This is a genomic window from Arthrobacter citreus (genome assembly GCF_038405225.1).
GTDB classification, from domain to species: domain Bacteria; phylum Actinomycetota; class Actinomycetes; order Actinomycetales; family Micrococcaceae; genus Arthrobacter_B; species Arthrobacter_B citreus_A.
The window spans coordinates 3486035-3512641 of sequence record NZ_CP151657.1; the positions used below are offsets into that span (position 1 = coordinate 3486035).

Here is a 26607-nt window from a genome sequence, read left to right on the forward strand (position 1 = left end):
TACCAAAGCGGGCCCCGGTACAAGACCAGGACCCGCTTCGGTTATGTCACGCTAGCTGCGGATTATGCATCCTGCATCTGGCGGCGGCGGTTGATCAGCAGGGCGCTGATTCCACCGGCGGTGAGCAGTGCGCCTGCTCCGGCGAACAGACCCATACCGGCTACACCGGTGTCGGGCAGGCCGTCACCGTTGTTGTCCGGCGCCGGGGTCGGCGTCGGAGTCGGGGTGGGGTTGCCCGGCTGAGGTGCCGGGGGCACCACCGGAGGAGCCTGCTCCTCAACTTCAACGGCAGTAACCGTGAAGTTCACCTGCGGAGACCATGCGGACTCTGCTCCGTTGAGGGTCTGGATCGAGCCGACTCCGTAGGTACCCGGAGCGAGGACCGGGAAGCCCGTGACCGTCCACTTGCCGGTGTCGGCAACGGTGGCCTTGAGCGTGGTCTCGCCGATGGTTACTGCTACCTCTGCGCCGGCGGTGCCGGTACCCGAGACGTCACTGGGGTTCTCGCCTTCAGTGAAGTCCTGGCCCTCGGTGATGGAGGTGATGGCCGGAGCCTCGAGGATAACGCTGAATGCAGCGGTGGCCTTGGGGGACTCAGACTTACCAGCGATGCCGTCCTGAGTTGCACTCACGGTGTATGCGCCGTAGGTGAGGGCCTCGTCGAGCTTGAGTTCCCATGTTCCGTCAGTGCCGACAGTGGCCGTACCGGTCTCTTCAACAGCAGCCAGCATGCCGGCAGTGTCTTCCTTGGCCTCTTCTGCGGTGTTGTTGCCGGTTACGGAGACGGTGACCTCAGCGCCTGCGTCGCCGGTGCCGGTGATGGTCGTGAGCGAGTCAGCGATCTGCGCACCATCTGCCGGGTTCGTGATGACCGGAGCTGCCAGCGGAGCTTCCTTGACGGTGAGCTCGTAGGAGACAGTCTTGGACTTGTTGAAGCCGTTGACAGCCTGGACCTTGAACTCCAGCTTTCCGTCTGCGGGAACGGTGGACGGAGCCGGGAAGCTCCAGGCGCCGTCTGCAACGTCAATGTTGACGGTGTCGTCGCCGCGGGTGAGCTTGACCGTGCTGCCGGCCGGAGCCGTACCGGTGATGGCCTCGCCCGTGAGAACGGTGCCCTTGTCCTCGTGCGAGGTCAGTTCCGGAGCAGCAACAAAGATCGCAACTGAATAACCCTTGAGGTAGGAGAGACCGTCGGAAAGCGAGGTGGAGAACATGCGCTCCACACCCTCGCGGACGCCGACGGCACTGTTGATGCCCATGGCGTTGTTACCCGAGATGGTTGATCCACCGGAGTCGCCCGGCTTAGCGTTCTCCGTCAGAGTCGACTCGAAACCGAAAACGCCGCGGATATCTTCCTCGGTGCCCTTGTGGCCACCCACGTAGAAATCACCGAGTGCGGTGACTTCACCGCAGCTCCAGCCGGTGGTGCGGCCGGACTTGCAGACTGGCGCGCCGATAACCGCATCCACGGTGCCGGTGATCTTGGTGGTTGCCGCGGTGAGATCCTTGGCGTCTTCCCACTGAGTGACCTCGGGCAACAGATCGAGTTCGCTGTTGATCTCGTTGATGACGGCAACATCTGTACCAACGTTGCCGCCGGTTTCCAGATCGATAGGTGAATTCTTCGCGCCGCCGAACTGGGAGAAACCCCAGGTGCCGAGCTCAGCAAGGAGGGCAGGATCATCCGTTCCGCTGGCCGGGTCGCCTGTGGGATCGGTGAGGAGTGCTTCAGTGACGTCGCCGTCCTGTGCACAGTGACCTGCAGTAATTACTGCGGCGTCGCCGTCTGCGTTGAAGCCGTTGAAACCAATGGAGCACAGTGCGGCCCCTTCGGGAACGGGGCTGGCGTAGCCCTGGCCGTTGACGACGTCTTCAACCGGAGTCGCCGTGCCCGATGCGTCCGCCACAGTCACATTGGCGTACTTTTTGGCGATGGCTTCGGCCGGAGATCCGGCGACCTCAGCCAGATTCTTCGCGAGAACGGAGTCCCCCAAAGTAGCCGCTTTATCGACACTGATGACGTAGCCCGAACCGTTCCACATGATGGACTGCAGGCCCTGCACACCGACGTTGGCAATGTAATCGGCGCGGATCTTTTCGATGTTCGCCCGGTAGTCTCCGGAGAGGCTGACCGGGGCTGCGGTTTCTTCCTCTGCAGCCGGCTCTTCGGCGGCTTCGGTAGCCTCGGCGCTCGGAGCGTCGGTGGCTTCCTCGGCGGGTGCCTCTGTTGGCTCGGCTTCTTCGGCGGGAGCCACCAGGGTGGCGTCCAGCTCGAGGGCCAGAGCCTCGAGGGCATCACCGGAACCGGTGATGACGATCTTCTCGTCTTCGATGGCGATGCCTACGAAGCCTTCGGTTGCCTGAAGCTCGGGAAGGGCATCCGCTGCCTTCTTGCCGAGCTCGCCGGCTGCTTCAAACTCTTCGACCGTCATGCCCAGGTCACGGAGGAGTGCCTCGGCCAGGCCGGGATCCACAGTTCCGGCTTCCTCGGAAGCCTCTGCCTCATCGGCAGCGGTCTCTTCCGGAGCAGCTTCCTCGGTGACGGTTTCGTCAACGGCGGGCTCGCTGGCCGGGGTCTCGGTGGCTGTGGTGACAGGTGCTTCAGTGGACGCGACGTCCGGCTCCCCTGTCGGTGAAGCAATGGCCGGGGAAGCAATGAATGCTCCGCTCACCGCCAGTGCTGTTGCGGCGCCTAGAGCGCCAACGCGTTTGTAAAACGCGCTCGTATTGTCCTGCATTGAAACCCCCATTTATGTGCTGGCACAGACCCCATCCCCACACTGGGCACAGGTGTACACCTGGCCGAAAAAATGCAGAGTCGAGACTGAGTGGAATGGCCGTCCACCAAGAAGGCAGACAAAGCTCACCCAGAGCATAGCCGCACGTGAGAAATCTAACAAGAGTACTTACTTGTTTCCGCTCACACCCCGGCGCAGATCCGCCTGTCTGTTCCGATACGAACGGACATGCTCCCTATTGGCGCAGTTTCCCGTGTCGCAGTAGCGCTTGGAGCGGTTCCTCGTCAGATCCAGGAGGACGGCGTCGCAATCCGCGGCAGCACAGGTTCCCAAGCGGTCAAGCTCCCCGCCGCGGAGGGCGTCGGCAAAGGCCATCGCCGCTTCGGTGGCCATTCGGTCCTCCAGTGGAGCCGCCGGCGAGGTGCAGTGCAGGTGCCAGTCCCATCCGTCATGGCGAACCACCTGGGGCAAGGCGCGGGCATTGCGCAGGAGCTGGTTGGCTCCGGCCGCAAGACTTTCCTCATCTGCGCTCCACAGCTGGTTCAAGCGGGCGCGCAGGTGGCGCACTGCCCGCAGTTCCCCCGAAGTGTGGGTGCGTGACCCGCTGAACCCCTGCTCGGTCAGGAATTCATCGAGGTCGCCGACTGTGAGAAGCCCGTCGACCTGGGCCACGCCAGTGTTGATCAAGGCGGCCACAGCCTGAAGGGCAATCTCCGTGTCATGTGTAAAAGCCATAATGACCCCTGACATCTTTGGAAAAAGTCTTTCCAGTGTAAGGCCCTATGGCACACAATGAACCTGACAGGTCCTCAGGGACAGGATCCGAATCCTCCAAGAGGTGCCATGAGACGCTCCGTGCAAAGCCCCCGCCCCCGGGAACGTAACCCCCTTGGCTCTTCCGGACAGGGAACATCCGCCCTGGCGGTGGCACTGCTCTCATCCGCGGTTTTTGGCCTCTCCGGATCCTTCGCCAAGTCCCTGTTGGAAACCGGCTGGACCTCCACCACCGCCGTCGCCGTGCGGATGGGTGGAGCTGCCCTGGTGCTGCTGGTTCCCGCTGTGATAGCCCTGCACGGCCGCTGGCACCAGGTGCGCGACAACTGGAAAACTTTACTGGCCTTCGGGTTTATCGGTGTGGCGGGCTGTCAGTTCTTTTACTTCAACGCGGTGGAGCGCCTGTCTGTTGGTGTGGCGCTGCTGCTGGAATTCCTCGCGCCGGTGCTGATGGTGCTGTGGATCTGGGCTTCGACGCGGCGCCGGCCCGGAGGAAAGACCATTGGTGGCGCGCTTGCCGCGATCGCAGGCCTGGTGCTGGTCCTGGACGTGACAGGTGACGTGCGGGTGGATCCGATTGGCGTGCTCTGGGGGTTGGCCGCCGCGGTATGCCTGGCCATCTACTTCTTTATCACCGCCCGGCAGAATGACTCCCTGCCCCCGCTGGTGCTGGCCACCGGAGGAATGCTTGTGGGAGCGGTAACCATGCTGCTGCTGGGTGCCACCGGGGTGCTGCCCACCGGGTTCAGCACCGACGACGTCGTGTTGGCAGGCTTTGTGACCTCCTGGTGGGTGCCGCTGGCCGGACTGGTGCTGTTGTCCACGGTGCTTGCCTACGTCACCGGAATTGTGGCGGCCCGCAGGCTGGGTTCACGCGTGGCGTCCTTCGTGTCCCTGACCGAAGTGCTCTTTGCTGTCCTCTGGGCGTGGCTGCTCCTTTCGGAACTGCCGCGTCCGATCCAGCTGGTTGGCGGCGCACTGATTGTCCTGGGTGTGATCCTGGTGCGCGCCGACAAACGGGCCGGCCTGCCGGGCGAAGTTTCGGTCGATCCCGGCCCCACCGCCTGAGCTCCACCGCCTAGTTCCACCGCCTGAGTCGCAGCGGCTGCGGCCCCGCAGGAGCGGTCCGGGCCGCCGCCGGCCGGGACCGCTGTCCTACCCCTGCGGCTCGGTCTGTTCCACCCGGTCCACGGGCGCCTCCGGAGCGGATCCGGCATCCACGCGGATCTCCCGCTTGAGGATTTTCCCGGTCGGACCCTTGGGCAGGGCATCGGTCAGGACCACCCGGCGCGGGTACTTGTAAGCCGCCAGCCGATCCTTGGCGAAGTCGCGGATCTCCCGCAGCAGCGACTCGCGGCCGGCGTCGTCCCCCGGCAGGATGTCCTCCTTGAGGCCCACCACTGCAACGATTTCCTCGCCGTGAAGTTCATCAGGCACGCCGATGACCGCTGCCTCGGCCACAGCCGGATGCTCGTACAGGACTTCTTCGACCTCCCGCGGATACACGTTGTAACCGCCGCGCAGGATGACGTCCTTTTTGCGGTCCACGATGTACAGGTTGCCCGCTTCGTCCGCACGGGCCAGATCCCCGCTGCGGAACCAGCCGTCCGGTATGGCGGCCTGCGTTGCTTCGGGGTTGTTCCAGTACCCCTTCATGACGCCCGTTCCGCGCACCGCCAGCTCCCCGACGTCGCCCACCGGCACTTCGGTCCCCTCCGGATCAACGATCCGCACCTCCATGCCCTCCACCGGCTTTCCGATGGAGCCTGCCATGCGGTCCGGCCCCGGAAGGTTGAAGGAGACCACCGGCGACGTTTCGGACAACCCGTAGCCTTCCAGCAGCTGGGTGCCGAACACCCGCTCGAATTCATGCAGAACCTCGAGGGGCATCGCCGAGCCGCCGGTGATGGCACCTCGGAGGGTGGACACATCGGTGGAGGACAGGTCGGGATGCCGCAGCATGCCCACATACATGGTGGGCACGCCCTCAAAGATGGTCACGCCGTCGCGCTCAATGATCTCCAGCGCCTTGCCGGCGTCAAACCGCGGAAGCAGGCTGATCGAGGCCCCCACCATGACCGCGGAGTTCAGCGCCGACGTCTGGCCGAAGACATGGAAAAACGGCAGGCCGCCGAAAATCACGTCGGATTCCAGGGTGTGCAGCAGGTTCCGCGAGATATCGGCATTGCTGCGCAGGTTGTTGTGCGTCAAGGCTGCACCCTTCGGGCGGCCGGTGGTTCCGGAGGTGTAGAGAATGACGGCGATGTCCTCGCCGTCCACTTCGGCAAGCCCCGGAGCCGGGTCCGTTTCAGCCAGCAGCTGCATAAACGCGCCGGAGTCCACGGGAATGACGGGGACACCGCCGGCCTCTTCGGCCCCGCCGAGTGCTTCGGCGAGGATGCCCTCCCAGGCGAAAACCAGCCGGGAGCCGGAATCGGAGAGGTGATAAGCCACCTCACGGGCCTTGAGCAGCGGATTCATGGGCACCACCACGGCGCCGTACCGAAGCACCCCGTAATACACGAACGCCATCTGCGGGATGTTGGGCATGATCAGCGCCACGCTTTCTCCGGGGGCGATGCCGCGGTCCCGCAACACTCCGGCCACCTTGGCGCTCATGGCGTCGAGCAGCGCATAGGTGATCCTGGTGTCGTCCAGTTTCAGGACCGTCCGGTCCGGAACCCGGGCCGCCGTGTCGGTGAGAATGCCGGCGAGGTTTTGCATGAAGATCTCCTTTGATCAGACATGGAACGAACGTTCAGCAGCAGGCGCCGGCTATGACCGGGCGGTGACCAGCATCACATACTGAGCGGTATGTATGCAGTGTAACCCCGGCCAGGCGCGTTCGGACGGGTGTTCGGTGGGAATTTCCCGCCCACCGCGTGCCACCAACTGATGAGGACAAACCGGAGGGTCTTCATCAGGGGGCCGGCCCGCCTGCGCGCCGTGCCGCCCCGCCCGCGCCCCGGTCCCTCCCGTTCATGGTCCCGCCTGCAGCTCAGCCCCGCACGCCGCCCGCCCCGGCTGCTGCGGATCAGGAGAGTAATCTGGAATCGGATTCTCCCGCAGCCCTCCGGGCGCCCCGCCGGCGGAGTGGATCCGCCCTTCGAAGAAGCCAAAGGAAACCTCCATGCCCTCCTCCGCGGCACCTGTCCTTACGCCTGCCGTCCGGCAGTCAGTGCTGGGCACCCTGAAGTCTCCGCGCCTGCTCAAGACGGAGGCGCTGGCCGGTTTGGTTGTGGCCCTCGCACTGATCCCGGAAGCGATCGCGTTCTCCGTCATTGCCGGGGTGGATCCCCGGGTGGGTCTGTTTGCCTCCTTCACGATGGCCGTCACCATTGCCTTCGTGGGCGGACGCCCGGCCATGATCTCCGCCGCCACCGGCGCCGTCGCGCTGGTCATCGCCCCGGTGGTGGCTGAACACGGCACCCGGTACCTGGTTCCCACCGTGATCCTGGCCGGTGTTTTCCAGATCCTGCTGGCCGTCGCCGGCGTTGCGAAGCTGATGCGGTTTATCCCGCGCTCGGTCATGGTCGGTTTCGTTAATGCCTTGGCCATCCTGGTGTTTTCCTCCCAGGTTCCCGAGCTGCTGGGCGTGCCATGGCTGGTGTATCCGATCACCGCCGTCGGGCTGTTTATTGTCTTCGGCCTGCCGAGGCTGACGACGGCGGTGCCCGCACCGCTGGTGGCCATTGTGGTCCTGACCGCCGCGGCCGTCCTCCTGGGCTGGAACGTGCCGACGGTGGGGGACAAGGGCGAGCTGCCCCAATCCCTGCCGGCACTGCTGTTTCCGGACATTCCGCTGACCATGGAGACCCTGCGGATCATCGCCCCGTACGCTGTGGCGATGGCGTTTGTGGGGCTGCTGGAATCACTGCTGACCGCCAAGCTGGTGGATGACATCACCGACACGCGCTCCTCCAAGGTCCGTGAGTCCTGGGGCCAGGGCGTGGCGAACATCGTCACCGGGTTCTTCGGCGGCATGGGCGGCTGCGCCGTTGTCGGGCAGACCATGATGAACGTGAAGGCCTCCGGCGCCCGCACCCGGATCTCCACCTTCCTCGCCGGCGTGTTCCTGCTGCTGCTGGTGGTGGTGCTCGGCGATGTGGTGGCCCTGATCCCCATGGCGGCGCTGGTGGCCGTGATGATCTACGTGTCCATCGCGACCTTCGACTGGCACAGCATCCGCCCGTCCACGCTGAAGCGCATGCCCAAATCGGAAACGTCGGTCATGGTCATTACCGTGGCCGTGGTGGTCCTGACGCACAACCTGGCCATCGGCGTCGGTGTGGGAGTGCTGGCCGCGATGGTGCTCTTCGCCCGCCGGGTAGCGCACTTTGTCACCGTCCGGCGAACGCTGGACGACGACGGCGCCGCCGTCACCTACGCGGTTACCGGCGAGTTGTTCTTCGCCTCCTCCAATGACCTCTACACGCAGTTCGAGTACGCACTGGACCCGGAGCGTGTGCTGATTGACATGAGCGGTTCCCACGTCTGGGATGCCTCCACCGTGGCGGCCCTGGATTCCATCACCGAGAAATACCGCACACACGGCAAAACGGTGCGGATCACCGGCCTGAACGAATCCTCCGAAACCATCCGGTCCCGGCTCAGCGGGCAGCTCGGCGGCTGAACGGGTTAGGCTCTTCGACCATGACCGCTGTCCACGCCGTAGTTCCATCGCCGATCGGCCTCCTGACCCTCGTGGCCGACGGTGGAGCGCTCACCGCGGTCTACATGGAAAACCACCAACGCGGTCCGGCCGCCGGAAGTCTCGGAACGGCGATTCTGCTGGACGCCTCCGCACCGGAACAGGCCCCGGCCGACAGCGCGGGCGGGGACGCCGCCGTCCTCCTCCGGACGCAGGTCCAGCTGGGCGAGTACTTTGCCGGCGAACGGCGGGCATTCGATCTGCCGCTGGCGCCGGTTGGCAATCCGTTCCGGCAGCGGGTCTGGTCACTGCTGCGCGAAATCCCGTACGGCCAGACGCGCTCTTACGGGGATCTGGCCCGGCAGCTGGGGGACCGGAACCTCGCGCAGGCGGTGGGGGCGGCCAACGCGCGCAACCCGATCTCGGTCATCGTGCCGTGCCACCGCGTGGTGGGATCGGCCGGCCAGCTCACCGGGTATGCCGGCGGGCTGGACCGCAAGCATTTCCTGCTGGGGCTGGAGGATCCGCGCCGGGTCCAGGACGCCCTGTTCTAATTCGCTGGCGTCATTCCACGCGCCGCGGATAAGCACTTCCGCTAGCCAGCGGTCGGCTTATGCTGCCACGGTCACAGGCCCTGCCACGCGGGTTTCCGCGTGAAGGTATCCAGATAGTACTCCCGATGGTTAAGCAGTGAAGCGGCAGCCTCGTCAATAATGACGGTGACGTGGGGATGGAGCTGGAGGGCCGAGGCCGGGCACACCGCCGCAACGGGCCCTTCCACTGCAGCGGCAACAGCCTCCGCCTTGGACTCGCCCACGGCCAGCAGCAGAAGGTGCCGGGCGCTGAGGATGGTCCCGAGGCCCTGGGTCAGCACATGGTCCGGAACAGCCTCACCGTCCTCGAAAAAGCGGGCGTTGTCCTGACGTGTCCCCTGAGTCAGGGTCTTTATCCTCGTCCGCGAAGCAAGCGAGGACATCGGCTCGTTGAAGCCAACGTGGCCGTCCGTACCGATCCCCAGAATCTGGATGTCCACGCCGCCCGATGCTTCGAGGACGTTTTCGTATCGCTCAGCTTCGGCTGCGAGATCCGCGGCAGTCCCCTTCAGTCCGTGCACGGCGTCTGCGCGGAAATCCACCCTGCCGGTGAATTCCCGTCGAATAACGGAGTGATATGACTGCGGATGCGTGGCCGGCAGGCCCACGTACTCGTCGAGAAGGAACGCCTTGGTGTTCGCGAAACTGAGGCCGCCGGTGCGGTGGCGCTCAATGAGTTCCTGATAGGTGGCCAGGGGCGTGAGCCCCGTGGCGAGCCCCAAGTTCGTGGGGCCGCTGCGGACCTGCTCCTCTATGGCGTCCGCTGCTTTCCCGGCGACATCCAGGTCGGTGGGAAGAATGATGATTTCCATGCGATAGCCACACTTTCAGCCGGGGTGTCAGGAAGGAGGACTGCTGGCCCGTCCGCGGGTGGATCGCTGGTTGTCAAACGTCCGGGCCGTCGGATCGCAGACATGTGAGGAAAAACACTTGCCAGGCGATAGTTAGTATAGTTTACTAACAAACATGACGAAAGTACCTGAAGGTGTCCTCAGCGCCGGTTCCGGAATCGGGACAGTCCCTTCGGACGGACGCGCAAGGAACCTTTCGGTAGTGCGTCAGACGCTCCACACACTGGGTGCAATGAGCCGCGCCGACCTCTCCCGCGCACTGGGCTTGACCCGCGTCACCGTGTCGGATCTGGTGTTGGACCTGATTGAACGCGGCCACGTCGTGGAGTTGGGGCATTCGGACAAAATCCGCCCCGGCAAACCGGGAATGCTGATTGATCTGAACCGCCGTGGACTGCAAATCGTTGGAATGGACCTCGCTGAGACCAGCGTGATGCGTGCCGCCGTCCTGGACCTTGACGGCAACATCGTTTCCCGGCTGGAGCGTTCTTTTACCGAGGAAAGCGGGGAGGCCTTAATCGGCCAAGTGCTGCAACTGGCCAGGGACGCCATGGCGCTGTCCACCGCCCCGCTGCTGGGGATTGGTGTTGGAACGCCGGGAATCGTCAGTCCTGAAGGCATCGTCGTCGAGGCCTCCAATCTGGGCTGGAAGAACGTCAACCTTCGCGACCTGCTGCAGGATCACACGGGTATGCCCGTGCTGGTGTCCAATGACGCAGCGGCGGCCGCCCACGCCGAGTACACCTTCGGCGACGGCGGCGACAACATGATCCTGGTGAAGATTGGCCGTGGCGTCGGCTCCGGAATTATCGTCGGAGGCGAGCGTGTCCGGGGTGCCCACTCCGGGGCCGGAGAAATCGGTCATGTAACTGTGGGCACTGATGGCGGCGCCCTCTGCAAGTGCGGGAAGACCGGCTGCCTGGAGACCTGGATGTCGGTTCCCAGCCTGGAGAAGAACCTGCGCGAGGCTGCGGGATCATCTGATCCGGAAGCATCCGCCCGCGCCATGCTGCAGGCCGCCGGGGACCGCCTGGCAGTGGCTCTCGCCCCCGTGGTCGGCGCCCTCGACCTTTCCGAAGTGGTCCTCAGCGGTCCGGCGCAACTTCTCGACGGAGTGCTGCTTGATGCCGCGCGCAGGACTCTGCTCTCCAGGCTGCTCCGGCAGGAGCCGGCGCCGGTGAGCGTCAGGCTTGCCGCGGACGCCCACGACATCGTTCTGCGTGGCGCCTCCGCGCTGGTACTCGGGAACCAGCTGGGTGTGGCATGAAACTTGGACTGGATATTGGCGGGACCAAAACAGCTGCAGCAGTACTGGGTGATGACGGCTCACTTGTAGTCCTGCGGACGGCACCCTCCGGGTACGGCGCGGAGGGCATCCTGCGTGTGGCATCCGCGTTAGCCCGGGATGCGGTGGCGGGAGCTGGTGGCCAGAGGATGGACTTTGTCGGCGCCTGCATGCCCGGACTTGTAGACCGGGAAAGCGGTGTCGTCCGCCATGCGGTCAACCTTGGCGTGGACTCGATCAACCTCGCAGCAGAGCTGGAGAGTGAGCTCGGCATGCCGGTCGTTGTCGAGAACGATGTGAAGGCCGCGGCTCTGGGCGCACATGGGATTGTCAGCGCCCGCGCCGGCGAACATCCAGCTGCCGGATCCAGCCATGGCCCGGAGTCAACGCTCGCATACCTGAACCTTGGCACCGGCATGGCGGCCGCCGTCGTCCTGAACGGTGAGGTCCTCCGCGGTGCGGACGGGATGCAGGGAGAAATCGGTCATTTTCCGGTCGGCGGAAAAGCTCTTTGCCCCTGCGGCCAGGTGGGTTGCCTTGAGACCCTTGCCTCAGGATCGGCGCTCTCCCGGATGTGGCCCAGGCCCAAGGACGCGGAGAAAGACCCCTTCGCCGCCGCCCTGTCGGGGGACGAGACGGCCCGGCGCGCTGCTTCTGAACTGTGCCGCGGCGTTGCCCTGGCGATCCAACTCCTCGCGCTTTCCACGGGAGCGGAGCGAATCCTCATCGGTGGGGGAATGGCCGCCCTGGGCGCCCCGCTGACAGAGGGAATCCGCAGCCACCTGAGGCGGCGGGCGCGTGGTTCCCGATTTGTGGAGTCCCTTGGCCTTCCGGAACGGTTTGAACTCTTCCCCTCCGACATCCCCCTCGCCGCCCTCGGCGCTGCTGCCCTGCCGCCGCACTCACGGGCACCAACGGCTGTGCCTGCCGGGCGACTATCGGCTCTCACCGCTATCCCCTGACCGGTAATCCCGCCGGCCAACCGTCAGCAATTCCACCCACCCTTGGAGGACTCTTGAAACTCGCACGCACCGTCGTGGCAGTCGCCCTGACCGCCCTCGCGCTCAGCTCCTGTGCCCCGCCCACCTCGAACAACGCAGCTGCCACTGAAGATGAAACCAGCGGAACAATCAGGGTCTGGCTTTTCTCCGAGGTGAACCAGGACCCCAAGTCCGCCGTGGTGGAAGAAGCCGTTACGGAATTCGAGGCTGCGCACAGCGGGGCTTCTGTCGACATTCAGTACATCCCGGTGGACAGCCGGGCGGAACGGTTCAAGGCTGCCTTCAATGATCCTTCCAGCGCGCCGGATGTTGCTGAATTCGGCAATACGGACCTGGCCAGCTATGTGGCTTCCGGCGGCCTGGCTGACGTAAGCGAAGACATCAAGAACTGGGACGAGTCCAAGGACCTGGACAGCAAGATTCTTGCCACCACTGAGGTGGACGGCAAGAACTACGGAGTGCCGTGGTTCGTTGGCGTCCGCGCCCTCTACTACCGCACGGACCTTCTGCAGCAGGCAGGCCTGGAGGTGCCCAAGACCCTGGATGAGGTGGAATCCGCTGCCCGCGCCATGCGGGCGGCCAACCCCAATATGCTGGGGATTTCCGTTGGTGGCGCGGCCCAGTTCGCGGCCATGCCCTACCTCTGGGCCCACGGTGGCAACATTGCAACCAAGGAAGGCGAAACGTTCGTCTCCGGCCTGGACTCGGCTGAATCCCGTGAAGGAGTGGCCGCCTACACCCGCCTCCTCCAAGACGATATTTGCCCCGCCCAGACCTGTGCTGAGTTCGGCGGCAATGCCAGCGTCCAGCAGTTTGTTGCCGGCACTTCTGCCATGACCATTGGCGGCGATTTCAACTACAAGGCTGTGGCGGAGAGCGCCATCAAGGACAACTTTGCCGTGGTGCCGCTCCCCGGCACCACCGAAGGAACCATTGCCCCCGCCTTTGCCGGCGGCAATAACCTGGGCGTCTTCAACAGCAGCACCCACCGCACACTTGCCACCGATTTCGTGAAGCTGCTGGCCAGCAAGAAATACCAGCAGAAGATGTTTGATGCCATGGGTAACCTGCCCACGTTCTCCGACGTCCAGGATGAAGTGGCATCGTCGAACCCGCAGGTGGCACCCTTCATCGAGACCCTCGGCGCCGGAACCAACTTTGTCCCGGTCACGGAAGCCTGGTCCACCATTGATGCCCAGGGCTTCTTCACCGGCATGTACCAGAAGATCGTTACCGGCAAAGCTGACGTGGAGACTGCGACCACCGAGGCTGCCAGTGCGATGAATGCAGCGTTCGGGTCCAAGTAATGAAAAATCCTCAATCCCTTAGGACTGCGCCGGGGTGGGCAGCATGACAGCCCTGGCCCCGGTGCAGGCCGGCGGCCAGCCGCTGAACACCCCAGAGCGAAAACTGGTTCGCCGCTCCACGTTCAAACGCCGGCTGGAGCCGTGGCTGTACCTGGCACCGGCGTTCATCGTGTTGATCGCGCTGTTGGGGTACCCCATCTTCCAGCTCATCAACATCTCGCTGTATGACTACCGTCAGGCCCAGGTCAGCGGCCAGGCACCGCTGCGGTTCACCGGCATGGAAAACTACCAGAAGCTCTTTGCCGACCCGCAGTTCTGGACGGTCCTGGGCAACACGGTGGTTTTTGCCACCGTCTGCGTGGTGCTCACCCTGCTGGTGGGCAGTGCGCTCGCGGTATTGGCCACCCGGCTCCGTCCCTGGGTCCGGACAACGCTGTTTGTCGTCTCCCTGGGGGCTTGGGCAACACCAGCCGTCACGGGAAGTGCCGTTTGGCTTTTCCTGTTCGAACCCACGCTCGGATTGGTCAACAAGACCCTTGTGTCCGTCGGCCTGACACAGTTTGCCGGCCACTCCTGGACTTACGACAAATGGTCCGGGTTTGGACTGGTGGCCAGCGAAGTGGTGTGGTGCTCGTTCCCGTTCGTGCTGATCACCGTATATGCGGGAATTCAGGCGATTCCCACCGAAGTCATTGAAGCAGCCCGCATCGATGGCGCAAGCATGCCGCGGATCGCCCGAAGCATCATGTTTCCCATGCTCCGTCCCATCGTCATGGTGGTGACCATCCAGTCGATTATTTGGAACTTCAAGATCTTCTCCCAGATTTACATCATGACCAACGGCGGAGGCATCGCCGGACAGAACCTGGTGCTGAACGTCTACGGATACCAGCAGGCGTTCGCAGCCAGCCTCTATGGACTTGGATCGGCTCTGGGCGTCATCATGACCGCCCTGCTGATGATCATTACCCTCGTGTACCTGCGCATCCTTAAGAGAACGGGCGAAGTACTGTGACCGCGATCGATATCTCCACCCGCAGTAACGAGGCATCCCCCGCAGTGCGCCAAAAGTTCCGTAAAAGCGGAAGGAAGCGTTTCGGCGCCGACGGCGCGGCCCTGGTTATCGCCTTGTGCGTCGCCTTTCCGCTGTTCTGGATGGTGCTATCTGCCCTGAAGCCCAAAACTGCGCTCGACTCGGGCGACGCGGCTCCGTTTACGTTGGAACCCTCCCTGGATTCCTTTATCCGGGTACTGTCCGTCAACAACTTCGCCCAGTACTTCCTCAACAGCGTCATCGTGGCCCTGACAGTGGTGGTCCTCTCCACCGTTCTGGCCTTTCTGGCAGCAGTTGCGCTGACCCGCTACGACTTCAAGATGCGCACCAAGCTCCTGATCATCATCCTGGTGTCGCAGATGGTGCCGGTGGAAGCCCTGACCATTCCGTTGTTCTTCCTGCTCCGGGACGCAGGCGGGGCGATCCCGCTGGTGGGCCTCAATCAACTGGGTTCACTGGTGCTGGTACACGTGTGTTTCAGCATTCCCTTCGCCATCTGGATGCTCCGCGGTTTCGTAGCCGCAGTGCCGGTGGAGATCGAGGAAGCGGCACGGCTGGACGGCGCCAGCAGCTTCCGGTTTGTCCGCTCGGTCCTCTTTCCGCTGGTTGCTCCCGGAGTGGTGGCATGCTCCGTTTTCTCCTTTATCTCCACCTGGAACGACTTTCTGTTCGCGAAGACTTTCATCATCTCCGCGCAGGAGAACCAAACGCTTCCCATGGCACTGTTGACCTTCTTTAAACCCGACCAAAACGATTGGGGTGCCATCATGGCCGGCTCCGTGATCATGACCATCCCGGTTCTGATCTTCTTCATTGCAGTGCAGCGCAAGCTGGTGTCCGGACTCGCCGGGGCGGTCAAGGGATGACGGCGCGAAGCCACAACCTGGTGCCCCAGCCGTGGACCGTCAAGGACGGCACCGGCGATCTTCAGCTCGGCTGCGCCACCACTCTGGGCTCTGATGCCGGGCTGGGCAGCGCGCGACGCTGGTTGGCCCGGGCGCTGGGTGCCGCTACCGGTTGGGATCTTCACCCTGCGCCGGCAGCAGACGCGACTATCCGCCTCCAGCTGGACCCGGAACTGGATGCCGAGGCGTACCGGCTGGACGTGGACACATCAGTGGTCATCCGTGCCGGGGGTCCGGCCGGGGCCTTCTACGCTGCGCAGACTCTCCTGCAGCTCATGGGGCCTGCGTCCTTCCGCCAAGCACCCGCAGTACCCTCGGGCCAAGCGGAAAAGCCGTGGAATGTCCCGCGGACGACTATCGAGGACCACCCCCGCTTCGGATACCGCGGCGCAATGCTTGACGTCGCCCGGCACTTCATGCCCAAAGAGGGCCTCCTGCGTTTCATCGAAGTGATGGCAATGCACAAGCTCAACATCCTGCAACTGCACCTCACCGATGACCAGGGGTGGCGGATCCAGATCCACCGCTATCCAAAGCTGACGGAGATCGGAGCGTGGCGCCGGGAATCCTCCCTTGGATCCTGGCGGACAGGTATCTACGACGCCCGCCCGCACGGCGGCTTCTACACCCAGGACGACCTGCGGGAAGTGGTGGCGTTCGCCGCGGAAAGGAACATCACGGTTATTCCGGAGGTGGACGTTCCCGGCCACAGCCAGGCTGCAATCGCGTCTTATCCGGAACTCGGCGCCGGCGGGACAGAGGTGGAAGTGTGGACCCGCTGGGGGGTCAGCGAAACGGTCTTGGAAGTTACCGACACATCGCTGGAGTTCTACCGGAACGTCCTTGACGAGGTGGTGGAGATCTTCCCGTCGCCATGGATTAGCCTGGGTGGCGATGAGGTGCCACTGACGCAATGGCAGGCCAGCTCCCAGGCGCACGGTAAGGCTGCCGAGCTGGGGCTGCCGGATGTTGCGGGGTTGCACAGCTGGTTCATTGGGCAGCTCGCCCTGCATCTCCAACAGCACGGACGTTCCACCTCGGTATGGGACGAAGTTGGAGACGGACAGCTGCCGCACGGAGCTCTCGTGACATCATGGCGGGGCTTCGAAGGCGGAATCGAGGCACTCCGAAAGGGCTACGATGTGGTCATGTGCCCTGAGCACCGCCTCTACCTGGACCACCGGCAGGCGGAGGGCGACGACGAACCCATACCGGTTGGGTTCGTGACCACGCTTCAATCCGTCTATGAGTTCGAGCCCCTCCCGCCGGAGGTCGAACAGGAATTTCCCGGACGGCTGCTGGGAGCCCAGGCCAATATCTGGACGGAGCAGCTGGACACGGCGAGGCGCGTGCAATATTCCGCGTATCCACGGTTGAGTGCCGCCGCTGAGGTCTTCTGGTCCCGCCCGGAGGACCGCGACTACCACGGGTTCTTGGCCCGGATTCAAGGAGGGCATTTGGCACGGCTGGACGCCCTGGGGGTGGAGTACCGGCCGTTGGACGGACCGCAGCCATGGCAGCAACGGCCCGGGGTGGAGGGCTGGAAACGCGACTACGAGGAAGAGCAGGCTGCGGTTGCAGGGGAGTCTGCAGGCAGCCTCTAGGAGCGCACCGCGAAACTCGTCGTGCCGAAGACGTGGAACCCGATAGCGGGTGAGAGCATGGGAGCGTAAACCGGCAGCTCACAAACCAGTTGCGCGAAACGTCTACCGGGTGTGGAAGTGAAACCGTTCGAAGCCATTGTCAGGGAGCACGGACCGGCCGTGCTGCGGGTCTGCCGTGCCGTGCTGGGCCCCCAGGACGCCGAGGACGCCTGGTCCGAGACATTCCTGGCCGCGCTGCGCGCATACCCCGGCCTTGATCCCGCCGCCAATGTCCAGGCGTGGCTGGTCACGATCGCCAAGCACAAGGCGATTGACCTCCACCGCGCGGCGGGGCGCCGGCCCGTTCCGGTCGCCGAGCTGCCGGAGGCCGCGGACGGGAACACCAGGGTCACCGGTGGATTCCGGAACGCACCAGCGGCTGTCAGCATCGAGGGGGATGATCCGCTGTGGGCGGCGTTAAAAACCCTTCCGCAGCGCCAGCGCGAAGCCCTGGCCTACCATCACCTTGGCGGTCTGCCCTACGCGGAGGTGGCGGTGCTGCTCGGCGGCACCGAGGCCGCATGCCGCCGGTCGGCCGCGGACGGCATGAAAAAACTGCGAGCCCTGAACCTGGAGGATTCCCGATGAGCGTGCCTCTTACGGAACAAACCCCGGACCAAATCCTGCCGCCGGGTCTGCTGTTCGCCCCGGATGGGGACGACGACGCCGTTTTGTCCCGCCTGCAGCGCCGTCTGGCCGCCGCGGCGGCGGACACCGGGATCCTGGACGTGGCCTACACGGTGGTCAACACGCCGGTGGGTGAACTGCTGCTGGCAGCCACCCCTGCCGGCCTGGTCCGGGTCGCCTTTGCCTGCGAGGACCACGACGCGGTGCTGGCCGCCCTTGCCGCACGCATCAGCCCGCGCATCCTCAATGCTCCGGACCGGCTCCGTGACGCCGCGGATCAGATCGGGGAGTACTTTGCCGGAACCCGCCGCCGCTTTGACCTGCCCCTGGACCTGCGGCTGACCGCCGGCTTCCGCCGCGCCGTCGTCGAGCACCTCCCGGACATTGGCTATGGATCCACAGCCAGCTACTCGGCGCTGGCGGCCCTGACCGGGAATCCCGGCGCGGTCCGCGCCGTCGGAACAGCCTGTGCGCTGAACCCGCTGCCCGTCGTCGTGCCCTGTCACCGGGTGGTGCGCTCGGACGGGACCACCGGAAACTACCGCGGGGGACCCGACGCCAAACGGCTGCTCCTGGATCTGGAGGCGGCAGCGTGACCGGCGCGCTTTTCCCACCCGCCAGGGCTGAGCTTGGCCCGGGAGCGGTCCATGTTCCCGGATGGCTTGATCCCGCCGCGCAGAGTGAAATTGTGGCGGCGTGCCGGCAGTGGGCCATTGGTCCGGTGCCAATGCGGGCCGCTGTCCTCCCCGGCGGGCATCCGATGTCCGTGCAGACGGTGTGTCTGGGCTGGCATTGGCAGCCCTACAAATACACCCGCACCGCCGACGACGCCGGGGGAGGGCGGGTTGCCGACGTCCCGGAGTGGCTGGTGCAGCTGGGGCGGCGGGCGCTGACCGAGGCCTACACCCTGCCCGGCGAGCCGGGCTACGCTCCCGACATCTGGAAGCCGGAGGACTACACGCCCGACACCGCGCTGATCAACTACTACGCGCACGGCGCCCACATGGGCATGCATCAGGACAAGGATGAGAAGTCCAGCGCTCCAGTGGTGTCGCTGAGCATCGGCGACACCTGCATATTCCGGTTCGGGAATACTTCAACCCGGACCCGCCCGTACACCGATGTTGAGCTGAATTCCGGGGACCTTTTCGTGTTCGGCGGGCCATCCCGGTTCGCCTATCACGGCGTCCCCAAAACATTGCCGGGCACAGCCGACCCGGACTCAGGCCTGCCCGCGGGACGGATTAACATCACCCTGCGGATGACCGGTTTGGCCTAGCCTCTCTCAGGCACCGGGCTTCTTAGGCACCGGGCGGTTCAGGCCCCGAGCAGGGTGAACGCGAGGCACACGGCGGGCGGACCGCCCTGGATAAGGGCCGGCCGGATCATGCTGCGGTTGCTGGCCGCCAGGACCAGGGCCGCCAGCACCATTGAAGCGGATGCAAAGCTCATCAGGGTCAGTCCGGCCACCCGGCTGCCGGCTGTCAGCAGGACCACACCCAACAGGACTCCCACGGCCAGGAACAGATTGTAGAAACCCTGGTTATAGGCCAGCGCCTGCGTGGAGGCGGCCTCCTGCGGTGTCGAAACCCGGAAAACCGCCATGGTTGCCGGCTCCGTCCAGCGCAGGGATTCCAGGATAAAAATGTAGAGGTGCACGGATGCGGCAATGACCGCGAAAACTGCTGCGGTGATGAGCATATTAACTCCTTATGCACCGGGTAGACCTCATCCTGTCACCCACTGTGCCCGCGGCCAAGGCTGGGCAGGCCTTTGAGTTGGCGGAGGACCGGGATCGGCGGCTAGCCTTGAAGAGGCGTCCGGTCTACCCTCCGGCGCCCCTCGGGCAGCCCGTCGTGCCCGCAGCCACAGTCCCCGGAAGGACCGCCTCCGTGCCCAAACCCCGTCCCGCACGCACCCTTGCCCTGGTTGCCGCCGCCGCCCTGGCACTGTCTGCCTGCGGCTCCGACTATCCGCTGGGCGATGAGCAGCGCCAGGCGGCGGAGAACAGCACCTCCACGCTGTCCGGGATTCTGTCCGGTTCCGGTTCCAGCGCCCAGGGGCCGGCCATGGATGCATGGATTGCCGGGTTCGGCGTCCTGCATCCAAACGTTCAGCTGCAGTACTCACCGGATGGCTCCGGTGCCGGCCGCAGCGCCCTGCTGGCAGGGGCAGTGCAGTTTGCCGGATCCGACGCCTATCTGCAGGACGAAGAGATCGCGGAGGCCAGGGAAGTGTGCGGTCCAGGCGGGGCCCTGGACATTCCCGCCTACATTTCGCCCATTGCCGTCGCCTTCAACCTCCCCGGCATCGACTCCCTCAACCTGGATGCAGCGACAATCGCAGCGATCTTCCGGGGCGAGATCAAGACCTGGAATGATCCGGCGATTGCCAGCCAGAACCCCGGAGTCGAGCTGCCGGACACTCCCGTCACAGCTGTCAGCCGCGCCGATGATTCCGGCACCACCGAGAACTTCACCGAATACCTGCATGAAGCGGCTCCGGATGAGTGGCCGGACGGCCCGTCGGGCACCTGGCCCGGCGGCCTGGCCGGTGAAAACGCGCAGGGAAACTCCGGCGTGGTCAGCACCGTGACCCGCACCGAGGGTGCCGTGACCTACGCCGATGATTCAGTTATTGACGACTCCATGGGCACCGCGAACCTGCTGGTGGGCGAGGAATACGTGCCAATCAGCGCCGATGGCGCGTCCATCGCCGTCGAGCAGGCAAAACGGGTCCCTGACCGTGCACCCCATGACATTGCCCTGCATCTGGACCGCACCACCACCGTCCCCGGGGCCTACCCACTGGTCCTTGTCTCCTATCAGATTTTCTGCAGCGCGTACGAGGATCCGGACACGGTTGAACTGGTGAAAACGTTCGGTGAATACGTGGTCAGCGACGAAGGGCAGGCGGCCTCTGAGGATGCCGCAAAGAGTGCTCCCATCCCGGGATCCCTTGCCGAGCAGGCCCGCGCTGCCATCGACAGCATCACCACGATGCCCTGACGGCAGCTGCTGCTTCCTGCAGAGTCCCCCTTGCGCGGCCCGGACAGCGGTGGCACCGTGGATCTACCGCAGATTTAAAGGGGGCGTTATGCAACCCATCCAGATTGAGCGCTGGTGGCCGTATCTCGACGCATCGGCCAAGACATGGTTACGGGAGAACCTCCGCGACGAGGGGATTCCGGGAAAGGTCCAGGACCGGATCGCCGAAGCGGGCGGCCCGGTGATGGAACCCATCCTCGAGGAACGGGACTGGGTTTTCATCGAAGGGCAGCCGCAGTTCGCTGAATAGTTCCCCTCACCCTTGAGGCAAGATGGAAGGGTGAACACGACCGAATCCGCACCCGCACCAGCCGCCGCCGGTCCCACCGGCCGTTACCCAGCGGAGGCGGGCGGGACCGGAACCTCGAGTCATCTCAAACCACGCGGAACTTTTGCCCGCGGATTGGCCGCATCCTCCGTCTGGGTGGCCCGGGGCCTGATTGTCCTGGCGGGCCTGGTGGTTCTCTGGTTCACCATCCGGTCCCTGTGGTCGATTGCGCTTCCCGGCCTTTTGGCCCTGCTCCTGTCCTCCATCCTGTGGCCGGTCAACCGCGTGATCCGCAAGGCGCTGCCCAAGGCCCTCGCCGCACTGATTTCGCTGGTGGGGCTGCTGGCCGCCATAGCAGCGGTGTCCACGCTCGTGCTGCCTTCCATTTCCTCGGGTTTCAAGGAACTGGTGGGCATGGCGGGGCGAAATCTGGAGGAGCTGACGGACTTTGTTGCCGGGCTGCCCTTCAGCGTCCAGGCGGTGGACTTCAACGAACTGCTCGACGCCGGTGTGGCTCAGCTGCGCGAGCACAGCAGCGACATTGTTTCCGGGATCACCGCAGGCCTGGGTACCGTCACCTCGGTCACCGTGGTGTTCCTGCTCACCCTGGTGTTCACTTTCTTCTGCCTCAAGGACGGGGATAAATTCCTGCCCTGGGCCAGCCGCTGGACCAATAACCGGGCGTTCGTCCACGCCGTGCGGGTGTCCGAGGAGGCTTGGCAGACCCTGTCGGCCTACATCCTGGCCCAGGCCACCGTTGCACTGGCCGACGCCGTCCTTATCGGCCTGGGCCTGCTGCTGCTGGATGTTCCCCTGGCGCTGGCACTGATGGTCCTGATCTTCTTCGCCAGCTTCATCCCCATTGTGGGCGCCGTGGGCACCGGAATCCTAGCCACCCTGGTGACGCTGGTGGCCCACGGCTGGGTGACGGCCCTGGTTGTCCTGGGCCTGGTGCTGGTGGTCCAGCAGCTCGAGTCGAACATCCTGCAGCCCTTCCTGGTGGGCAAAACGCTGAAGCTTCACCCCGCCGTCGTGCTGGGCTCGGTGACTGTGGGCAGCACTCTGTTCGGAATTGTTGGCGCTTTCCTTGCGGTCCCTGCCACCGCCGTCGCCATTGTGGTGCTGCGCTACCTGCGTGACCAGTCACTGACTTCGGCCAATGCCGCTGTTTCCGGAACGGTCCCCGAGTCGGACGACGAGTTTGAGCCGCCGTCCGGAGATGAGGCAGAGCTGCCGCAGCCGGTTCCAGCTGGGGGCCATCCGCCGGCGGGTGCGTCCCAGCCAAGCAGCGGTGTCTAGTCAGGCAGCGGCAAGGCAAAACAACGGGGCGCCTCCGGTGGTCTCACTTCCGGAAGCGCCCCTCGCGTTGCCCTATTAGTATTACCAATTGACCTGAAAGGATGCTGGCAACGGCCGCCTGCCACGGACGAACTCAGGCTATTCGGTGAAGTGAGTCTTGACCTTTGCCGTGGTCACGGACTCGACCACTCGTTCAGCCAGGCTCCGGAGTTTCACGTTCTGGTTGCTCGAAGCTCGGCGGAGGATGGAGAAGGCCTGCTCCTGGGTGCAGCGGTTCTGCCCGGCAACAATCCCCACTGCAACGTCAATTGCGGTTCTGGACTGCATGGCCGATCTCATATCATCATTTGTTTCCCGGTATCCGGCGATCTGGACGGCTACCCGAAGAGTGACCGCGGCTTCGGCGGCATAGTCCAGGACGCGGCGCACCAGGTCCTCGTCAAACGCCTCGGCATCCCTGGCGTACAAATCCAGGGCGGCTCCGCCGTCGTCGCCAATGATCAGGGGGACGGCCAAAACAGAGTAGTAGCCCCGATCCTGAACCGCATCGAAATACTCCGGCCACCGGGGGTCGGTGCGGGTGTCGGCAACCAGCGTCACATCACCCGTCAAGGCCGTATGCAGGCAGGGGCCGGCCCCGAAACCATACTGGACTTCATCCAATTCCTTGGCGGCGGCGCTGCTGCTGGCCACTGTTGCGCCGTGCCTCCCGCGCTTGAGGGTGATGCCGCAAAGGAGCTCGGACGTATCGCTGAAAACCTCCGCGGCGTGTCCGGCAAACGCCTCCAGGAACAGCTCCATGCTCTCTGTGCCGAGTATAAGCTGCTGAAGCTGCGCAGCCACTGAGGTCCCGCTGAGGATTGCCGTCATTAACCGAGTCTAGGCGTCTTTGCAAGGCCTGAACCGGGTTGCGGGCCGCCAATGTCCGGCCGCTGCCACCAGGCCTGACATCTCCGGCCGCAATGCCGGGTCACTGCGGCACCCGCGGCCGGTTCCGCACCAGGGGTCAGGTGTGGAACCGGCCCGGATTACTGGGGTGCCATCTTCAGGAAGTCTGCTTCCCGTTCCTTGCTCCAGGACCGTGCATAGAGCCCCAGCCCGGCCTCGTCGCGGACGGAGATGCCGAGGCGGTTCAGCATCAAGCGGCTTTGGTAAACCGTCAGCTGCTGAGCGCTGCGGCTTGCCCGTACTTTATCCGCCCTATACAGGTAGGTGTCGATCGCCCGGGACCAGCGCTTGCGCCAGTTATCCACAGCCGGTTCCGATGCGGTGGCGGCCATAAGGCGGTGTGCGGGAAGTATCCGGGGTGCCAGTTGGGACGTCAGCGCGTTACGCATGTGCGCGGCCTGCGGTCCGGAGGCGGCCGTGCAGCTGCGGAGATGGCTGTCCCAGTAGTAGTCCCAGGAGATGGCCCTGCGGTCCGCCCAGACCGGTGACCTGGGCCCGCGCATCATGGCGTAGCTGGCATCAAAGAGGAGCAGTGCCGCCAGGGAGGACCGGCTGTTGACCTTGGGAAAGCGTGAGGTTGCCCACGCCGCGAGGTCAGACGAGAGCTCGAAGACTTCCTCTGCCAGGGCAAGGCCGTCTGCGCCGCCGTACTTTGCCAAGTCCGATTCAGCCCGTGCGGATACCGGGCCGTAGTCCCAGCGGCTGGGAATCGGCTCTTCCCGGTATTCGGAAGTCTGCAGTTCCCCCAGATGTGGAACGGCTTGGTCCACAAGGGCCCGCATCAGGGATTCCAAGCGGTCCAGGACCCGGGGGGAGCCGAGAATGCGGACCTGGATAAAAGGATGTAAGGGGTCCATGCAGCGGGTATGAAACCATCGCTGCGCACCCCAAGAGCGGGCCTGGGCCGCCAGCGGAGTCACGACATCGCCAATGACTCCATCACATACGTCCTTTTCAGCGGGCTGGATGGTCAACGACCACCACTCTGTTCCCGTGGTTAGCGGCTTGGTGGGGTTTGCTGCAGCTAACTGGCTCATTGCGAGGTCCCTCCCGTTGGTGACGTGCCGACCGGTGACTTTCGGCAACGAAGAAATGAAAACCGAAGTGCTGTGCTGCCCTCAAGGCCGCGGGCTGGCGGACCGGAATCCGATGCGGCGGACCTGCGAAGACTGATTGTTGGGGGGAAAAATGTCATGGTCCGGCGGCCTTCTGCCGTGCGGGGTAGCCACCCGGCGGCAGTGGGTGAACTCGCACTCTGCCGCCATGAGATGGAGACTTGAAAGGTGTGCGGTGCTGATGCTGGCTCTTCCGGCGTCTGGGTGATGCCGTCAGGCTCATATACTTCCAGCAGACACGCCGTGAATACCAGAGGTTTACAGAAAACCCCTCGAAAACCGAGTTACTAGTTGCAACTGAAAGATTTTGGGGTATTGGTGGAGAGTGAGGCTCTTTCGGTTCAGTGCCGGGAAGCGTGGGGAGTTCACCTTTTCCCCACATCTTCGGCTGTACTCTGGCGGAGCGGACGGCAATGACCATAGAGTCTAATTCGTTGCCGACGGCGACAATCCATCGCCCTGGCGGAGCAGACCGGCCCGGGCAGCACCTGTCCCAATGACCGATCCACGGTCAGGGAAGGGCGAATGACAGATCACCTGTGGCCCGCTGAGGTCGCGGAACGGCTCCGCGAGTTCTTATCGGAGGCCTTCCCCGGCATACACTTCCAAGCTGTCCCGCTGGTTGCCTACGACATCGCCACCATTGACGTGGCGTGGACCGATGGGCCGTCCCTGCATGAGGTGGATCTCCTGGCGCTGGAATTTGTCCTGCGCATCCACCTGGACACCTGGGGGACGCCGGTCCAGTCGAGGATTGACCGCGTATCCAACCGACGAACGATGAGCCCCGTTGTCGAAGGAATGCTGCTGGAGGCGCTGGCGGCAGACATGGCGAGTGAGGTGCGCGAACTCGACATGGACCAGCTCTATTTACTGCCTCCAATCCTTGCCGCTTCGCGCTACCGTCCGGAAAAAGGCACCGTCCCCGAGTTCCTCGACCTTTTGTTCGAAGCAACCAGCTTCAGCATGGTGAGCCCGACCGGCAAACCGTCAAATCTCACCTGCACCTGCGCGTTGTGCGCGTGAGGCCCGGCCCGCAGACGGCGGCCTTCTGGGGGCGGGGTTGTCCTGCGGGCGGGATTAATGGCTGAAGACGGCTCTGTTTCCGGACGCAGAGCGTCCGGAAGCAGATGTCCCATGACTTGAAGGTGACTGGGGTGAGGGGATTGTTGGTTACGGGTGCAAAACCGGTTCGGCTGCCTTCCCGCGCAGCAGCTCGCCCTCCGGGCCTGCCGAAACGGCGGGCTTGCGGGTGAGGGTCAGGTAGGAAACTGCTGCCAGGACCGCAAACACGACCATGGTGATACCCATGGGCACCGCGGTGTCCTCTCCACCCAGGCCAACGATGGGAGCAACCGCAGCGGCCAGCACATACTGCAGGCAGCCCAGGAAGGCGGACCCCGTGCCGGCGTGGTGGCCGGCTTCGTCCAGGGCCAGTGCCGTCGCATTTCCGAAAATAAATCCGAGCGATCCCTGGAAGAGGGCAAACAGGACCAGCATGGGAACCATGGGGGTGGCATTGAGGGCGAAGGTCAGCAGTCCCGCGGCAGCCAGCACGGCCACAACCAACCCAATGGAGATCATGCGGCGGTAGGACACCCTGCCGGCCAGCGCCGCGGCAATAACGCTGACGATGGTGATGCAGAGTGCGTTCATAGCGAAGATCAGGGAGAACCGGGTCTCGGACAGGCCCATGATGTTCTGGATGATGAACGGTGAAGCGGAAATGTAGGCGAACAGCCCGGCAAAGGCAAAGCAGAAGGTCAGCAGGTATCCGGTGTAATTCCGGTTGCTGAGAACTACCTTGGCAACGTGCAGGGTGGTCTTGATTCCACCCTGGTTGCGGTCCCGGGCAGCCAGGGTTTCCCTGGCTCCGAAGACGGCCCATACGAAGAGAGCCAGAACCAGGACGGCAAGAACCCAGAACACGGCGCGCCATCCAGCTGTAGCGATAATTGCGCCGCCGGCCAGTGGAGCGATGACGGGGGCAACCACGCAGATGATCGTGAGCACGCCCAGAAGCTTGGCGGCGGCGGCACCCCGGGCGGTGTCGGAGACAATGGCGCGCGCGAGGACAACGCCGGCGGCGCCGCCCAGTCCCTGCAGGAAGCGAGCCGAGGCCAGAATCTCGACGTTGGGGGCAACCGCGCAGACCACGCTGGCTGCGGCGCAGACAAAGGTGCCGATCAGCAGGGGCTTGCGGCGACCGATGCCGTCAGAGAGCGGGCCGATGAAGAGCTGGCCCAGACCGAGCCCCACCAGGAAGGTCGTCATGGTGAGCTGGATGCCTGCTGCAGTGGTGCTCAGGTCTCCCGCCACGCCGGGGAAAGCCGGCAAGTACAGGTCAATGGACAGGGGTCCCACGGCCGTCAGCAGGGCCAAAAGGAGGATGAGTTGTCCGCTGGTGCGTTGCGCGGCGGATGGGGGTGTGGCGGTGGAATGGGGCATTGGAGCTTTCCTCGACGTGTCAGTGAGCCGTTAACTATATATATGAGAACATA

General features: G+C 64.3%; 24 protein-coding genes. 16 read left to right on the forward strand and 8 right to left on the reverse strand.

The features are described from left to right. Positions 1 to 62: 62 nt before the first annotated feature. Positions 63 to 2738, reverse strand: coding sequence for a hypothetical protein (locus tag AAE021_RS16145; RefSeq protein ID WP_342023312.1), 2676 nt, complete (start codon positions 2736 to 2738; stop codon positions 63 to 65). Positions 2739 to 2906: 168 nt separating this feature from the next. Then, the gene (locus tag AAE021_RS16150) at positions 2907 to 3473 is read right to left on the reverse strand and encodes a CGNR zinc finger domain-containing protein (RefSeq protein ID WP_342023313.1); all 567 of its coding nucleotides are present in this window, start codon (positions 3471 to 3473) and stop codon (positions 2907 to 2909) included. A gap of 108 nt (positions 3474 to 3581) precedes the next feature. Here AAE021_RS16150 and AAE021_RS16155 point away from each other — a divergent pair, with 108 nt between their 5' ends. Continuing rightward, positions 3582 to 4580 (forward strand): DMT family transporter, encoded by a 999-nt coding sequence (locus AAE021_RS16155; RefSeq protein WP_342023314.1) that lies wholly within the window; start codon positions 3582 to 3584, stop codon positions 4578 to 4580. An 87-nt stretch (positions 4581 to 4667) separates the two neighbouring features. On the opposite strand, the gene AAE021_RS16160 is transcribed toward AAE021_RS16155, so the two are convergent. After that, the gene (locus AAE021_RS16160; protein WP_342023315.1) at positions 4668 to 6236 is read right to left on the reverse strand and encodes a long-chain fatty acid--CoA ligase; all 1569 of its coding nucleotides are present in this window, start codon (positions 6234 to 6236) and stop codon (positions 4668 to 4670) included. Positions 6237 to 6642: 406 nt separating this feature from the next. On the opposite strand from AAE021_RS16160, the gene AAE021_RS16165 reads away from it, so the two are divergent. Together AAE021_RS16165 and AAE021_RS16170 are read left to right on the forward strand one after the other, a co-directional pair. Beyond that, positions 6643 to 8145 (forward strand): SulP family inorganic anion transporter, encoded by a 1503-nt coding sequence (locus tag AAE021_RS16165; RefSeq protein ID WP_342023316.1) that lies wholly within the window; start codon positions 6643 to 6645, stop codon positions 8143 to 8145. Positions 8146 to 8165: 20 nt separating this feature from the next. Continuing rightward, on the forward strand, positions 8166 to 8717 hold the full coding sequence (locus AAE021_RS16170; RefSeq protein ID WP_342023317.1) for a methylated-DNA--[protein]-cysteine S-methyltransferase: 552 nt from the start codon (positions 8166 to 8168) through the stop codon (positions 8715 to 8717). A gap of 71 nt (positions 8718 to 8788) precedes the next feature. Here AAE021_RS16170 and nagB read toward each other — a convergent pair whose 3' ends face one another. Next, the gene (nagB, locus tag AAE021_RS16175; protein ID WP_342023318.1) at positions 8789 to 9568 is read right to left on the reverse strand and encodes a glucosamine-6-phosphate deaminase; all 780 of its coding nucleotides are present in this window, start codon (positions 9566 to 9568) and stop codon (positions 8789 to 8791) included. A gap of 271 nt (positions 9569 to 9839) precedes the next feature. On the opposite strand from nagB, the gene AAE021_RS16180 reads away from it, so the two are divergent. The 9 genes from AAE021_RS16180 to AAE021_RS16220 all read left to right on the forward strand — a co-directional run bounded on the left by AAE021_RS16180 (position 9840) and on the right by AAE021_RS16220 (position 18708). Beyond that, positions 9840 to 10874: an ROK family transcriptional regulator gene (locus AAE021_RS16180; protein ID WP_342023319.1), complete on the forward strand. Its 1035-nt coding sequence runs from the start codon at positions 9840 to 9842 to the stop codon at positions 10872 to 10874. Further along, a complete protein-coding gene (locus AAE021_RS16185; protein ID WP_342023320.1) occupies positions 10871 to 11854 on the forward strand; it encodes an ROK family protein in 984 nt (327 codons plus the stop codon). Before AAE021_RS16180 ends, AAE021_RS16185 begins: the two co-directional genes overlap by 4 nt. A 53-nt stretch (positions 11855 to 11907) precedes the next feature. Beyond that, a complete protein-coding gene (locus AAE021_RS16190) occupies positions 11908 to 13200 on the forward strand; it encodes an extracellular solute-binding protein (protein WP_342023321.1) in 1293 nt (430 codons plus the stop codon). A gap of 43 nt (positions 13201 to 13243) precedes the next feature. Continuing rightward, a complete protein-coding gene (locus AAE021_RS16195; RefSeq protein WP_342023322.1) occupies positions 13244 to 14215 on the forward strand; it encodes a sugar ABC transporter permease in 972 nt (323 codons plus the stop codon). Next, positions 14212 to 15120: a carbohydrate ABC transporter permease gene (locus tag AAE021_RS16200; protein ID WP_342023323.1), complete on the forward strand. Its 909-nt coding sequence runs from the start codon at positions 14212 to 14214 to the stop codon at positions 15118 to 15120. Before AAE021_RS16195 ends, AAE021_RS16200 begins: the two co-directional genes overlap by 4 nt. Continuing rightward, positions 15117 to 16763, forward strand: coding sequence for a beta-N-acetylhexosaminidase (locus tag AAE021_RS16205; protein ID WP_342023324.1), 1647 nt, complete (start codon positions 15117 to 15119; stop codon positions 16761 to 16763). The genes AAE021_RS16200 and AAE021_RS16205 overlap by 4 nt, the downstream gene beginning before the upstream one ends. Before the next feature lie 117 nt (positions 16764 to 16880). Beyond that, positions 16881 to 17390, forward strand: coding sequence for an RNA polymerase sigma factor (locus AAE021_RS16210; protein ID WP_342023325.1), 510 nt, complete (start codon positions 16881 to 16883; stop codon positions 17388 to 17390). Then, entirely contained in the window at positions 17387 to 18025 is a 639-nt protein-coding gene (locus AAE021_RS16215; RefSeq protein WP_342023326.1) for a methylated-DNA--[protein]-cysteine S-methyltransferase, read from the forward strand. The genes AAE021_RS16210 and AAE021_RS16215 overlap by 4 nt, the downstream gene beginning before the upstream one ends. Further along, entirely contained in the window at positions 18022 to 18708 is a 687-nt protein-coding gene (locus tag AAE021_RS16220; protein WP_342023327.1) for an alpha-ketoglutarate-dependent dioxygenase AlkB, read from the forward strand. Before AAE021_RS16215 ends, AAE021_RS16220 begins: the two co-directional genes overlap by 4 nt. Before the next feature lie 38 nt (positions 18709 to 18746). On the opposite strand, the gene AAE021_RS16225 is transcribed toward AAE021_RS16220, so the two are convergent. Then, entirely contained in the window at positions 18747 to 19130 is a 384-nt protein-coding gene (locus AAE021_RS16225; protein WP_342023328.1) for a DUF1304 domain-containing protein, read from the reverse strand. A 191-nt stretch (positions 19131 to 19321) separates the two neighbouring features. Between AAE021_RS16225 and pstS the strand changes: the two genes are divergently transcribed. From pstS to AAE021_RS16240, 3 genes are all read left to right on the forward strand, one after another. Next, positions 19322 to 20437: a phosphate ABC transporter substrate-binding protein PstS gene (gene pstS / locus AAE021_RS16230; RefSeq protein WP_342023329.1), complete on the forward strand. Its 1116-nt coding sequence runs from the start codon at positions 19322 to 19324 to the stop codon at positions 20435 to 20437. An 88-nt stretch (positions 20438 to 20525) separates the two neighbouring features. Beyond that, positions 20526 to 20726: a hypothetical protein gene (locus AAE021_RS16235; RefSeq protein ID WP_342023330.1), complete on the forward strand. Its 201-nt coding sequence runs from the start codon at positions 20526 to 20528 to the stop codon at positions 20724 to 20726. 30 nt (positions 20727 to 20756) lie between these two features. Further along, a complete protein-coding gene (locus AAE021_RS16240; protein ID WP_342023331.1) occupies positions 20757 to 22043 on the forward strand; it encodes an AI-2E family transporter in 1287 nt (428 codons plus the stop codon). Between the two features lie 138 nt (positions 22044 to 22181). Here AAE021_RS16240 and AAE021_RS16245 read toward each other — a convergent pair whose 3' ends face one another. Both AAE021_RS16245 and AAE021_RS16250 read right to left on the reverse strand, forming a co-directional pair. Then, positions 22182 to 22913, reverse strand: a complete 732-nt coding sequence (locus AAE021_RS16245; RefSeq protein WP_342023332.1) for a GAF and ANTAR domain-containing protein — start codon at positions 22911 to 22913, stop codon at positions 22182 to 22184. Positions 22914 to 23071: 158 nt separating this feature from the next. Further along, the gene (locus tag AAE021_RS16250; RefSeq protein WP_342023333.1) at positions 23072 to 24028 is read right to left on the reverse strand and encodes a lantibiotic dehydratase C-terminal domain-containing protein; all 957 of its coding nucleotides are present in this window, start codon (positions 24026 to 24028) and stop codon (positions 23072 to 23074) included. A gap of 603 nt (positions 24029 to 24631) precedes the next feature. Between AAE021_RS16250 and AAE021_RS16255 the strand changes: the two genes are divergently transcribed. Further along, complete coding sequence (locus AAE021_RS16255) at positions 24632 to 25132, forward strand: hypothetical protein (RefSeq protein ID WP_342023334.1); 501 nt, start codon at positions 24632 to 24634, stop codon at positions 25130 to 25132. 147 nt (positions 25133 to 25279) lie between these two features. Here the strand turns inward: AAE021_RS16255 and AAE021_RS16260 are convergent, their stop codons facing one another. Then, positions 25280 to 26554, reverse strand: a complete 1275-nt coding sequence (locus AAE021_RS16260; protein WP_342023335.1) for a multidrug effflux MFS transporter — start codon at positions 26552 to 26554, stop codon at positions 25280 to 25282. Between the last annotated feature and the right edge of the window lie 53 nt (positions 26555 to 26607).

Excerpts from the sequence above, each read along its gene's own strand:
- AAE021_RS16160 (WP_342023315.1), bottom strand. The coding sequence starts at position 6,236 with ATGCAAAACCTCGCCGGCATTCTCACCGACACGGCGGCCCGGGTTCCG.
- AAE021_RS16165 (WP_342023316.1), top strand. The coding sequence starts at position 6,643 with ATGCCCTCCTCCGCGGCACCTGTCCTTACGCCTGCCGTCCGGCAGTCA.
- AAE021_RS16145 (WP_342023312.1), bottom strand. The coding sequence starts at position 2,738 with ATGCAGGACAATACGAGCGCGTTTTACAAACGCGTTGGCGCTCTAGGC.
- AAE021_RS16150 (WP_342023313.1), bottom strand. The coding sequence starts at position 3,473 with ATGGCTTTTACACATGACACGGAGATTGCCCTTCAGGCTGTGGCCGCC.
- AAE021_RS16180 (WP_342023319.1), top strand. The coding sequence starts at position 9,840 with ATGAGCCGCGCCGACCTCTCCCGCGCACTGGGCTTGACCCGCGTCACC.
- AAE021_RS16250 (WP_342023333.1), bottom strand. The coding sequence starts at position 24,028 with ATGAGCCAGTTAGCTGCAGCAAACCCCACCAAGCCGCTAACCACGGGA.
- nagB (WP_342023318.1), bottom strand. The coding sequence starts at position 9,568 with ATGGAAATCATCATTCTTCCCACCGACCTGGATGTCGCCGGGAAAGCA.
- AAE021_RS16245 (WP_342023332.1), bottom strand. The coding sequence starts at position 22,913 with ATGACGGCAATCCTCAGCGGGACCTCAGTGGCTGCGCAGCTTCAGCAG.
- AAE021_RS16225 (WP_342023328.1), bottom strand. The coding sequence starts at position 19,130 with ATGCTCATCACCGCAGCAGTTTTCGCGGTCATTGCCGCATCCGTGCAC.
- AAE021_RS16155 (WP_342023314.1), top strand. The coding sequence starts at position 3,582 with ATGAGACGCTCCGTGCAAAGCCCCCGCCCCCGGGAACGTAACCCCCTT.
- AAE021_RS16185 (WP_342023320.1), top strand. The coding sequence starts at position 10,871 with ATGAAACTTGGACTGGATATTGGCGGGACCAAAACAGCTGCAGCAGTA.
- AAE021_RS16205 (WP_342023324.1), top strand. The coding sequence starts at position 15,117 with ATGACGGCGCGAAGCCACAACCTGGTGCCCCAGCCGTGGACCGTCAAG.
- AAE021_RS16235 (WP_342023330.1), top strand. The coding sequence starts at position 20,526 with ATGCAACCCATCCAGATTGAGCGCTGGTGGCCGTATCTCGACGCATCG.
- AAE021_RS16260 (WP_342023335.1), bottom strand. The coding sequence starts at position 26,554 with ATGCCCCATTCCACCGCCACACCCCCATCCGCCGCGCAACGCACCAGC.
- AAE021_RS16170 (WP_342023317.1), top strand. The coding sequence starts at position 8,166 with ATGACCGCTGTCCACGCCGTAGTTCCATCGCCGATCGGCCTCCTGACC.
- AAE021_RS16215 (WP_342023326.1), top strand. The coding sequence starts at position 17,387 with ATGAGCGTGCCTCTTACGGAACAAACCCCGGACCAAATCCTGCCGCCG.
- AAE021_RS16255 (WP_342023334.1), top strand. The coding sequence starts at position 24,632 with ATGACAGATCACCTGTGGCCCGCTGAGGTCGCGGAACGGCTCCGCGAG.
- AAE021_RS16195 (WP_342023322.1), top strand. The coding sequence starts at position 13,244 with ATGACAGCCCTGGCCCCGGTGCAGGCCGGCGGCCAGCCGCTGAACACC.